The organism is Streptomyces sp. NPDC057939 (genome assembly GCF_042887545.1).
Lineage (GTDB): Bacteria > Actinomycetota > Actinomycetes > Streptomycetales > Streptomycetaceae > Streptomyces.
Genome location: NZ_JBHVPG010000105.1, coordinates 1 through 10,940, shown reverse-complemented (window position 1 = coordinate 10,940; position 10,940 = coordinate 1). Strand labels below are relative to the sequence as shown.

At 68.0% G+C, this 10,940-nt stretch carries 9 protein-coding genes and 2 pseudogenes; 5 read left to right on the top strand and 6 right to left on the bottom strand.

Annotated elements, in window-relative coordinates:
* Positions 1-744 precede the first annotated feature (744 nt).
* The 4 genes and pseudogenes from ACFVS6_RS42540 to ACFVS6_RS42525 form a co-directional block, all read right to left on the bottom strand.
* Positions 745-1,407: pseudogene (locus ACFVS6_RS42540) on the bottom strand (IS5 family transposase); the annotation flags it as partial.
* Positions 1,408-1,420: 13 nt separating this feature from the next.
* A pseudogene (locus ACFVS6_RS42535) lies at positions 1,421-1,888 on the bottom strand (DUF5984 family protein); the annotation flags it as partial.
* Complete coding sequence (locus ACFVS6_RS42530; protein WP_389711915.1) at positions 1,885-2,346, bottom strand: carbonic anhydrase; 462 nt, start codon at positions 2,344-2,346, stop codon at positions 1,885-1,887. The gene ACFVS6_RS42530 and the pseudogene ACFVS6_RS42535, both read right to left, overlap by 4 nt.
* Positions 2,347-2,524: 178 nt before the next feature.
* Positions 2,525-2,908 carry a hypothetical protein gene (locus ACFVS6_RS42525; RefSeq protein WP_389711914.1) on the bottom strand — a complete coding sequence of 128 codons (384 nt, stop codon included), beginning with the start codon at positions 2,906-2,908 and terminating at the stop codon, positions 2,525-2,527.
* 686 nt (positions 2,909-3,594) lie between these two features.
* On the opposite strand from ACFVS6_RS42525, the gene ACFVS6_RS42520 reads away from it, so the two are divergent.
* On the top strand, positions 3,595-3,960 hold the full coding sequence (locus ACFVS6_RS42520) for a DUF6233 domain-containing protein (RefSeq protein WP_389711913.1): 366 nt from the start codon (positions 3,595-3,597) through the stop codon (positions 3,958-3,960).
* 585 nt (positions 3,961-4,545) lie between these two features.
* On the opposite strand, the gene ACFVS6_RS42515 is transcribed toward ACFVS6_RS42520, so the two are convergent.
* Both ACFVS6_RS42515 and ACFVS6_RS42510 read right to left on the bottom strand, forming a co-directional pair.
* Entirely contained in the window at positions 4,546-4,815 is a 270-nt protein-coding gene (locus ACFVS6_RS42515; RefSeq protein ID WP_389711912.1) for a hypothetical protein, read from the bottom strand.
* Complete coding sequence (locus ACFVS6_RS42510) at positions 4,815-5,051, bottom strand: hypothetical protein (RefSeq protein WP_389711911.1); 237 nt, start codon at positions 5,049-5,051, stop codon at positions 4,815-4,817. The genes ACFVS6_RS42515 and ACFVS6_RS42510 overlap by 1 nt, the downstream gene beginning before the upstream one ends.
* Before the next feature lie 574 nt (positions 5,052-5,625).
* Between ACFVS6_RS42510 and ACFVS6_RS42505 the strand changes: the two genes are divergently transcribed.
* The 4 genes from ACFVS6_RS42505 to ACFVS6_RS42490 all read left to right on the top strand — a co-directional run bounded on the left by ACFVS6_RS42505 (position 5,626) and on the right by ACFVS6_RS42490 (position 9,621).
* Positions 5,626-6,309 (top strand): RNA polymerase sigma factor, encoded by a 684-nt coding sequence (locus ACFVS6_RS42505; protein WP_389711910.1) that lies wholly within the window; start codon positions 5,626-5,628, stop codon positions 6,307-6,309.
* Complete coding sequence (locus ACFVS6_RS42500; RefSeq protein WP_389711908.1) at positions 6,309-8,030, top strand: IclR family transcriptional regulator C-terminal domain-containing protein; 1,722 nt, start codon at positions 6,309-6,311, stop codon at positions 8,028-8,030. The genes ACFVS6_RS42505 and ACFVS6_RS42500 overlap by 1 nt, the downstream gene beginning before the upstream one ends.
* A gap of 72 nt (positions 8,031-8,102) precedes the next feature.
* Positions 8,103-8,252 (top strand): hypothetical protein, encoded by a 150-nt coding sequence (locus ACFVS6_RS42495; protein ID WP_389711907.1) that lies wholly within the window; start codon positions 8,103-8,105, stop codon positions 8,250-8,252.
* A gap of 661 nt (positions 8,253-8,913) precedes the next feature.
* The gene (locus ACFVS6_RS42490; RefSeq protein WP_389711906.1) at positions 8,914-9,621 is read left to right on the top strand and encodes an SDR family oxidoreductase; all 708 of its coding nucleotides are present in this window, start codon (positions 8,914-8,916) and stop codon (positions 9,619-9,621) included.
* Positions 9,622-10,940: the final 1,319 nt, after the last annotated feature.

The window sequence follows — 10,940 nt, the reverse complement described above, 5'->3', positions numbered from 1 at the left end:
CGTCCACACCCCTCAGCGCGTCCGCCGCCTGCCCAAGCATCGCGGCCAACGGGCTACGGAGCTCCGGCGAGACACGCGGGTCACCTCCCTGTACAAATTCCACAGCCTTGCTGATCTCATCCGCGGGTGTCATACGCCCTCCCTTCAGTCCTGCTGCGATGGGTCGAACCCACTCCGAACGGTACACAAGCGCCTGCCCGATCCCTTGATTTTGTTAGGAGTTCTAAGAACTCCTAACGGAATGCGGTTCGGTCGAGGACCCTGCCGTCGGCGGTAGGTGGGGAGTTGCCATGACAGGATCCGGCTGTGACGTGTGATGTGTGTGGACACAAGATGCGGCAGGCACCAGTGCCGGAGCCGCGAATGGCGTGGGACTTGCGGGTGAAGGAGCGGTGGTTCTGCTCCTGGTGCTACGCGTGGACCGAGCTGGGACACGACCCCCGTGAGGTTTCACGGCCGCAGTACCACGGGCGCTGGGAGCAGGCAGAGTCACCGAATCTTCCTGAGGACGTAGCCCATGCCTACGACACGGCCTATGCCTACGCAGATTCCGGCGCGACCCTGTGCGGCATAGAACACGAGAGCCTCTCGGTCTCTCTGTACCGGTGGGTACCGGATCGGAGCGATGCCTGTGACGCCTGCAAGGAGTCGGCAGCCGTCATTGACCGGCGCTGGCCGGTGGAGATGCGAGGCGGGAATCGTGTTAACCCCACGCCTCCCCCCGGTTCCTCCTGGCCCCCCCTTCTAGGGCTGCCCACGCGATGATCTGAACCGTCTACAGCAGATCAATGCGCACGCAAGTCTGAGGAATGCCTCGTGGATGCCGTCGCGGACCTCCCATCGGATCCGCAAGCGGCGGAACCTGCAGGTGGGCGAAGGCCCGCTCGACGAACCAGCGTTGAGTGCCGAGGCCGGAGCCATGCTCTGTGCCTTGGCGGGCGATCACCGGTTTCACACCGAGGCTCCGGACGAAGCGGCGGTACTTGTCGTGGTCGTAGCCGCGGTCACCCAGCACCGCGTCCGGTCGGCGCCGAGGCCAGCCGCGCTTGCCCCGCACCGGCGGCACGGCTTGGAGGAGCGGGATCAGCTGAGTGACGTCGTTGCGGTTGCCGCCGGTCAGCGTGACCGCGAGCGGGATGCCGGTGTCATCGGTAATCAAGTGGTGCTTGCTGCCCGCTCTGCCCCGGTCGACAGGGCTTCGCCCTGTCTTGGATCCCCCTTTAACGCCCGAATGTGGGAGCCGTCGACCGCCGCCCGGGAGAAGTCCAGGGCGTTCGCACCGCGCAGTTTCGCAAGGAGGACCTCGTGCAGCCGGGGCCACACGCCAGCCTCGGTCCGCACAGCCAGGCGGCGCCAGCACGTCATACCCGAGCCGAAGCCGAATTCCTGCGGGAGGTGTTCCCAGGAGCCAAGCGACGGTCACGGTGTCCTCGTCACCGACCACGGTGCGCCAGAGGCGGATGGTCGGGGCGACGCGCAGGTAGTCGGTGTACAGGTAGCCCTCACCGTGCCAGGTCAGCGCGGCGTCGGCCTCCGGGGTGTCGATCCACGTCCAGCGTGGCGCCATGTCGGCCGCGACCTCCACCAGGTCGTGGGGCACCGGTTCCATAGCCCCCGAAACGAGCGCGATCACGTCCTCCCACAGGCGGACGACGTAGTGGTCGACGTACGGGTGCGCTCTGTCGTCGAGGTCGCCGTCGCCGTCGTTGCGGAGTTCCCGGACCGTGCGCTCGGAGTAGCGCAGCACCTCGTGACCGCCGACGTCGATGCAGTACCAGCCGGCGGTCAGCCCGAACCAGTGCAGTACGCGCCCGGCACCCCACGGCTCGACCTCCTCCAGCGGGGTCAGTCCGAAGCGGAAGCGAATCGCGGAGTCGGTGAGGATCACCGGCCCAATGTCCCAGTTCCGTTCCCCAGTCGGGCAGTGGGTCGGTGGGTCTGGTGGACCGTCCGGCTGTGGCGTTCGTAGCGGACCCCGATCAAGGCCAGTTCACCCGAGGTGACTCTCCCCGCGAGGGTGGGCTCCGCGGCAACGCGGGAGCGAACCGGCCGCCCGTTCGCCGCGATGGTCGCGTCCACGCGCGCCGCTCCCCGCAGGCCCCGGTCGATCACCGGCCGGATCTGGTCGAACATGTACCGCATGTGGCCGGCGAGGCTCTCACCGGCCTCCGCCGCGTGGACGGCGGCGGTGACGCCCCCGCACAACTGGTATCCCAACACGACGACGAGCGGAATGGCCAGCTCCAGAACCCCGTAGGTGATGCTGACGGGGACCGCCTCGTCGAGGACGGAGCCGGCGGAACGGACGGGACCACTCGCCCGCCCCGCCGGCGACCAGCCAACCACCCCGCCTCGGCGTCGTGAGCCGAAGCACGACAGCTGTCACCGGCGGAGCCGACTGGGCCAGTGGAAGTGCTGGGCCGAACCGGCATGGTTGTCACCTAAGAGGCGGGCTACTTGTCACAGACGCTCAATCGGCGGCCTTCCTGTCACCAGGAGGCGTGATGCTCATCCGGTCGGTCGGCTACGGAGCCGCCGTGCGGAAGAGCGACAGCAGGGTCTGGGCCTGCAGGGCGCCCGGGTCGAAGAACTGCTTGGCCAGAACGGGTGGCACGGCCGTTCCATGCATGCGGACCTCATGGCAGGTGAAGCAGAACGCCGCCTCGAACAGCGCCAGGTCAAGAGAGTCGTCGTACGCCCGAACGCTCCAACCAGGCGAGAAGCCGCAGCGGTGCTGTTCGCTGCCGGGCAGGCTCTCGATCAAGGTCAGGGCGACTGCTGCTTCGCTCCCGGCCCAGTGAGCGACCACAGTGCCGGGATACGGGACGTCCCGCATGGTCGGGAGGGCGGAGATCCGTACAACCTCGATCAGCACGGTGGCGGCAACGGCTTCGGCGGGGAGCTGCATGTGCGCAGTCTGCCCGCCGGGTCAGCAGCCGTGAAAAGGGGCTGGATGCGGGCCCTGGCTGCTGCGCGGCCCATCGACCGCAGGGCTGGACTGCGGTGAGCGTTGGCTGAAGGACTCCGCGAAGGCTGTTCGGCGGCGGCGACCAGGTCGGGGAATCGCTCCTGAATCAGTGAACCGCTGCGGGCGCCAGGACCTGGCCGCCCGGCCTCCCGGGTAAAGAGGAGGGTGCGGTGCCCGTTGAATCTCTGCTCGTAGGCCACCGGCGAAACGAGCGGACGCGCTGGCGGGATGGCCTCGGCTGTCTGTGCCGGCATCGGTTCCACAGGCGGCCGCAGCACCACCCTCGTCACCACCCTCACGCTCGACGCCCTCGGGCCAAGCCTCGCTCCGTGGTCGGAAGCCATCTCGGTGGGCACGGCCGTACGCGCATTGACCGAGCGCACCCTGGCGGAGACAACCGGAACGAGGGCGTCTACATGGCGCTATTATCGAACATGTGTCCGATAATAGTTCGTCGCGGCTGGAACTCCTCCACTTCCTTGAAAAAGTGCAGGCGAAGGACTGCAACGAACCCGGGACTGGATCACCGCTGAGGAGCAGCGCGAGGCCGACGAGGCCCAACGTCGGCTGCGGCTTCGCCGCCGGAGTGGCTGGTCGAGCACGGGATCGGGACCGGGCGGCCTGCCGTGCGCGTGCACACGGGCGGCTGCTGGGACACCCGGTCCCGCTGCAAGCCCGTCGACCGGGAGGCCGCACGGCGGGCGCTCGCCGAAGGCGTCCAGGCCTGCCCGCACTGCCGACCGGACACCGCCCTCGGGCTGCTGGAGCAACCGATGACTCGAGACCGCATGTCCCCAGTGATCGTGATCCACCCACCCGACCCCGTCGGCGGCCGGCGCGTGCACGCCGGCTCAACCATCCTCGGCCTCGCCCACTCGATGCGGGACCTCCGGGAGTTCCTGCGACGGGCCGGCCTCGACTGGGAGCCGGAACAGATCACCGCGTCCCCGCTGGTCGAATGGCGCGGCGGCGGACCGGAAACCTGGGACTAGCTTCCCGGTCCGGCCAGACTCGTGGGTCGGCGCGTCGATGGGAGCAGGGGCGTGGCGCGTCGTACGGGGTTCGGAGGCAGCCGTTCGAGAAGAGCCTGCGGGTCAAGACCTCGCGCTGAGGCTCTCTGCGACTGAAGCCCCCTAGATCTGAAGCACACGCGCACACAGGAATCTCGTCACATACCTGAAGTTCAGTCGCTTCAGTCACTGTTCTGGTCAATACATACCTCTGACCTGCTGGTTCTTTGAGCGACTCAAGCCAGCGATCGAACTTCATCCCCGGCGGCATGGCGCTCGTCCACGCGGAGGTTCAAGATCCACCCGGTCCAGTGTGGGGCCGTCAGGCCGCCCCGGCGGGCGTAACTCCCTGACCGTTCCAAACAACACTCAGCCCGCGTTCGGTGTGGATGTTGCTGCCAGGTCACGAGGATGGGTAGAGGAACGAGAGCCCGCCGAGCCCGTCATGGTGTCCACGGCAGGTCTCGGCCGAAGCGCTGTCCCAGGCAAGAAACACCATCGACACTGCTGAGCGCCTGGTAAGGGGCGGCCGGGTGGTCGGGGGACGGGCTCCGGCTGCTTCGTGGATCAGACCTCGATGTAGGCCACGACCACGACGGTGCGCAGTGCGGTGACGAAGTACAGGACTCGGACGGATTCGACTTCGTCGGTGTACTGGAGCAGTCGGGGACCGATGGTGGCATTGGGGATCGGATCGCCGATGTCCGGGTCGACGGAGATGACGACCAATGCGCGGTCCAGGGCGTGGACCTCAGCCTCGCTGGTGATGTTCTCGAGTTGCTTGGCCGCGGCGTCGGAGAAGGTGATGCGGGCGCGGCGGCCACTGCGTCCGGGCATCAGGCTACGGCCGGACGCTGGGTGGCAAGTCGGTGGAGGTGAGACTCGCGTAGTTCCTCCCAGGGCGTGCACTGCTCCGGGTCGGGCAGACCGTTGGCCGCGACGTCCTCCAGGACCGCGGCGAACTGGTCGGCCTGGGCGCGGGTCCTGGCCGCGTACGCGCGCACCGCGTCGGCGGCGGCAGGCGCCAGCAGCTGCCGGGCTGCGGCATCGGCGGGGGCCGGCTGTTCGCTCATTACGGACTCCATGGGCCGAACGGGTGTGTCAGACCACGGTATCGCCGGGCGAGTGGGCCCGGGACCACTCCGGACGAAACCAACCCGCGTCCCCGCCCAGGAGGGATAGATCACCCAACGCGCCAGGTGACCGCCTCTTCTGATTGAGCAGCACCAGGCTCCCTGGGTTCGGCTGGCTCCGTGCGGGCGGCCTCGACAACCCGACTCGGCCCCACCCGATGGCAGAGGCTGCTGGGACTGCGGCTATGTCATTTCCAGCACCCGAATCGGTCCGTTCTGGTTGCGTCTGCACTGCATTTCGTTCACCCGAAAAACTTTCCAATCGCGTGTACCGCAGCAGGGCGGTGCGCACGCTGTCCTTCCTGGAGGCACCCGCCTCCAGTACCGGAAGAGGAACGACACGGTGCTTGATCTTCCTAGGAGGACACGTGCAGCTGAACGCTGCGCCGCTGGTGGACGCAGAGCGGCCACCCGTGCCATCCGCCGATTCGGACCGGAGCGGTCAATCAGCTCTACGCGGCATAGCGGCCCGAGCCTCCGCAGGACCGCGCCGTGCCATGGGCGAGGTGGACAGGTGAGCGAGGTGGGCACCGCGGAGCACGGTGACCCGGCCGGCATGACGCGCGACGTCTGGGGCCGACTGCTACCCCAGCCTGTTCCCGCCGCCCGAAACGGCGGGGCCCCTGGCGAGGCATCCGCACTCGACGAGCTGCCCCTGTTCCCGGAAGCCCCCGCGCACTGGACCCCGGAGCAGGAGGCGGCGTTCCAGCGGCTCCACCGCCGGCACTCCCAGAAGTTCTTCCTGTTCGCACGGGGCAAGCTCCTCAACCGCTGCGACGCCGAGGACGCGGTCCACAGTGCTTTCGAGTACATGGTGAAGCACTGGCCCCGGCTGTCGGAGACGGAGAACCCTGGCGCGTACGCGTGGCGGGTACTCAAGAGCCGGATCGCCGACCTGCAGCGGGCCGGACACCGGATCATCCCTGTCGACGACGAGCAACTGCTGGCCATGGGCAAGGGCTGTCCCGGTGGAGATCCGGGCACGGAAGTCGTGGACCTGATGGCTCTGGAAGGAGTGATCCAAAAGTTCCCTCAGCGGTTGCAGGAGGCGCTGGAGCTTGAGCGGCTCAACGTGCCGCTGCGGGAGGTCGCCGAGCTGATGGGGATCAAGGAGGAATCGGCACAGATGAATCTCAAACGGGCCCGTGCCCGCCTCAGGCGGGAGCTTGAGGCGCTGAATGAGCGGGGGCAGCAGTGATGAGTCAGGCTCACCCTGCTTCCGGGAGCGGGACCGACGCCGGGAACTGGTACGACGCACCGGCCGCCTACGCCCGACTGATGGCATCGGCCGGCTACCCCTGCCCGGTGGGCGACCTGCCCGAGATGGCAGCCAGTGACAAGGCGGGCCTGGAACTCGAAGCGCTGTGTGCCGGCGTCGTCCTGCACCCGCAGGCCAGCCGGGACATCGCGCTCCTCGTCGATGACTGCGGCCTGTCCACCGCTGGCGCCGTGGCCTTCGGATGCCTGCTCCACCTCGCCGGGGAGGAAGGTGCAGGGTTCTGGTGGGAATTCGCCGCCGGCGCAGGCGAGCCCGAGGCCGCATACCTGTTGATGTTGGACCACAAACGACGGGTCGAACCCCGCGACGAGGCCATGTGGCGCGACCGGCTGAAGGCCGCACTCGAGCCCCGCCCGCACGGAACGCCGAGCGGTCCGGGATGGACGGAGCAGCCAGAGCTGACCGCTTCCTTGCGCCACAGTCTGCGACGGACCGCCAAGTACGCCGAAGTTCACGAACACGACGATCTCGGCAACATCTGGCTCCCGACCACACGCCTGGCGAAGGCACTCATGGCCCTTGCCACTCCGACCCCTGCCACGAGCCCGGCCCCCCAAGGGATCACTCAGCAAATCTCGACCGCACCGACAACCAGCGACTCGACGGCCGACGAGCAGCCGCGCGAAGAAGTGCTGGACCCGGTGGCAGGCGCTCCTTCAGTCCCTCCGGGAGGAAGGACGGCGCCGATGGGGCTTGCCTCCAGGCGGCTGTGGACGCCGCCGCCCGCACGGCGGCCAGCGCCCGGCCAGCACGACGGGCATGCCCCGACGGAGTGGGAGGACTCACTGCGGATCCTGGACGTCCTCCAACTCGTCCGTGAATCCGGCTGCGTCGATCTGCAGACCGTGGCCCGAACCGCCGGACTCACCCCACAGGGCGCCGCCGGACTGCTGGCCTGGCTGGACACCAATAGCCTCACCCGCCCGCTGGACAACCACACACACGGTCCCGGGCCGCTGCTGGCCGAGATCGCCCGCGGCAACTCAGTCATGCAACTCGTCCTGGACCAGCTCCGCGACGACACCGGCGCGGCGATCTACCTCTCCACCTACACCGACGGAGAGATCGTCATCCCCCACCTCGCCTGGGGCCCGGACGCTCCGCAGGTCACCATGACCGTCGATTTCAAGGAAACGCCTCACGCCAGCGCGGTCGGCAAAAGCCTGTTGTCCCAGCTGCCGCCCGCCGGGAGAGCCGATCTGCTCTCCCGCCACCAGCCCAAACCCCTGACCCGCCGCACCATCACCGACGCCGTCGAACTGATCAACAGCATCGACCGCCACGGCCCACAGAGCACCTACTTCGACGTCTTCGAGTACAGCGACATGGAGGTGTGCGTAGCGCTCTCGCTGCCGCTCGCCGGCCAGGTCTGCTCCGTGGCCCTCTCCCTGCCCGCAGCCGCCCGCCACCGCCTGCTCGAAGCCGCACGAGCCCTCAGCGACCGCTCCATCGGCCTGTTCCTTGCCCTCGTCCTCGCCACCAACCCAGAAGCCGCCACTCCTGTCCTGACACAGCCAAGCCCAACAACGCAGCCTGCACCTGAACCCGCCCCGAATCAGTTGTGGACACCGGGCCCCGCACCGGTCCTGACCCCGCACATCGTGCACCCCCACACCCGGCTCACCATCACCAGCGGCTGACAGCAACAGCCACTGTCAGCCGCCGGCCCCGCCGCCACCATCACGGCTCCCCCGGCCCGAAAGGTCAACATCATGGATAAACCCGCCTACGACCCAGACCTGCCCGCCGAACCCACACAGACACACACCACCGCCCAAGCCATCACCAACTGGCTCGTGCCCACCCTCCTCCTGCTGGAAATCATCGGACACGCAACAGCCATCCTGGACAGTTGGCACTGAGCTCCGAAAGCCTTGCCCCGCGTCGAGGTACAGCCACGTGTCTGCGGGGGCCGATACCCCAGCCCGACATTGCCAAGGGCCGCAGATGGGTCGTGCACACCCACACCAATGGCAGCTTGAACACGGCCTGTTGGCGCGGTTGCGGTGATCTTGCTGGAGTATCACGGTGCCGCCGGCGAGCGGGCCATGCTGCAGGCCCGCTCGCCCTGGCAGCCACCTTCACCAACCAAATGTCCCGGACGTCCAAAACCGACCTCTACAAGAAGGCGACCGCCGCCCCCTCCCCGGCCGCTCGAGCATGACCCGCGAACGAACTGGCGAAAGCCCTGACCCGGGCATGACCAAGGCATCGGGTTCAGGCCGGGCTCACCGAGGCGGCAGCCCGGCGGCCGAGTTCCTGGCAGGCAGGACGGGAGCCCAGAGCCCGGCGAGCTCTGGGAGATTGCTCTGATGCGGCTGTTGGCTACGCGGCGGGGCGACGCGTCCGTCGTCGAACGGCAGAACTCAGGGTGCGGGAGGAAGCCGATGGTCGTAGGCCGCGATGGACCGTCAGGACTACGCCCAAGGTCGCGGCCTGTCTGCGCCGCGGGCCTGATCCCTATGCGTGGGGCGACCCCATAGCGTGCTGTCCGGGTCAAGATCGTCTACTTGAGGAGAGACATTGGGCACCGCCTCACCGGTATCGCTGGTCACGGGCGCCAACCGGGGCATCGGCCGCGAGACCGCGCGTCAGCTCGCCGAACTCGGGCACACCGTCTTGCTGTGCGCCCGCCGTCCGGAGGATGCCGAACACACTGTCGCCGGCCTCGCCCCAGAAGTTTCTGGCACGCTGCTGCCGCACCAACTGGACGTGACCGACACCGACAGTGTCCGCGCCCTCGCCCACAAGGTGGACGCGGAGTTCGGACGCCTCGATGTCCTCATCAACAACGCCGCCATCAACTACGACACCGCCCAGCGAGCTGTCTTCGCCGACCTCGACGAAGTCCGGCGCACCCTGGAAACCAACCTCTTCGGCGCCTGGCAAACGGCGCAGGCGTTCCTGCCTCTGCTGCGCCGCTCGGCCCACCCCCGTCTGGTGAACGTTTCCAGCGAGTCCGGATCCCTGGAGCGCATGTCCGGCGGAACCCCCGCCTATGGGATCTCCAAGGCGGCCCTCAACGCCCTCACTCGCAAGCTCGCTGACGAACTGCTGGGCGAGCGAATCCTGGTCAACGCCGTTTGTCCGGGTTGGATCGCCACAGACATGGGTGGCCCGGAAGGCGGATCCGTTGATCAGGGAGCCGCCGGTGTCGTCTGGGCTGCCACCCTTCCCGATTCCGGCCCCACTGGCGGCTTCTTCCGAGAGGGCGAACCCCTGGCCTGGTAGGCGGCCATGCCGAATTCCGAAACGCCCTGCGCATGGTGTCCCGGCGGCGACAGGTGGCCCTACGACGACGCTGCAGGCGGCGCGGAGAGGGTCGTCACGCTCAGGCGGGAATACAGCCTCTACCAGCTCCACCCATTACTGAAGAACGACACCGTCCGCTCCCCCGTCATGTAGATCTCGGAGAGCAAAGCCGCAAACCGGCTTGTTCTGCGAGAGCACAACAAACGCGAGGCTCTCCATCGTGCTGGCCAGGCCAGCAGCGCCGGACAGTCGGTAGCACCAGGTGAACCACCTTGTTCTGGAGCAGCAGAACAACAAAGCGGCCTCACGGCGGTCCCCGGATCGCGGGCGTTGTATGCAGCAGCCATGCATGGATCTCTGCATAACATCGCAAATCTGCCATGTTATGGAGCCGTCGAGACACTTCCCTGGTCTTGCTACCCGGCCCCTGGCTCAGCAAGCCCCGGCACGGAGCAGCACAGCCGAAGCAGCGAGCAGCGAGCAGCGAGCAGCGAGCAGAAGCCAAACGTGCCACACCGGCTGAGGCCAGCCTGTTACCCGAGCAGCAGCCCCGTCTGGCCCATGCAATTGCTGCGCTGCACCCGCGACACCGCCTCGCTGCACTCCCACCATCAACCTCCTGCACCACCATGCTGCACCCGACGGCACCGCTGCTGCTGCCCTGGACAACCCCCACCAGGGGCAGCACGAGGACCCTGCTGCTGCATGCCTCGCCTCATACCTCACGGCCCCCTCGCCCACCAGGGAAAACAGGGTGGGTGACTCACAGGGGCATGGGGCACAGGACGGTGCCGTACAGGGCGCGGCGGTCTCCGGACATCGCGTAGCGGTGGGCCGCGAGGCCGGATGGAGGTTCTCGCCGATCGGCTCGCACAGCGCCGCCAGGGCATCAGCCGCGGCGGTGTCGGCCATGTAGGCGGGGGCGACTTCGAGCATCAGCTCACCGAGCTGGTGGGTATGGGCGGCGAGGTCGTCGACGACGCGACGCATGCGGTGCCCTCTTGGGTTCGAACCGGTTCCCGTCGTCTCCGGACCAGGGGTCGCCAATCGCGCGGGGCCGCACTACGGCTGAGCGCCTGACGTGCGATACGAGTCAGCACACCCGGGGCCGGCTGCTGGACTGCAGGTGACCAAGGTGGCGACGAAGGACCCAGGGGACGAGCCGGACTGGTCGGCCCTGGACAGGCCAGGCAACGGCGTACGCGCGCACGGCAGGCCGAAGCCGAGGTGTCGACAGGCAGCGGAGCGTCGGCGTGACGATGCCCCCGCCTCCACGTGTGCTGGAGGCGGGGGCATCG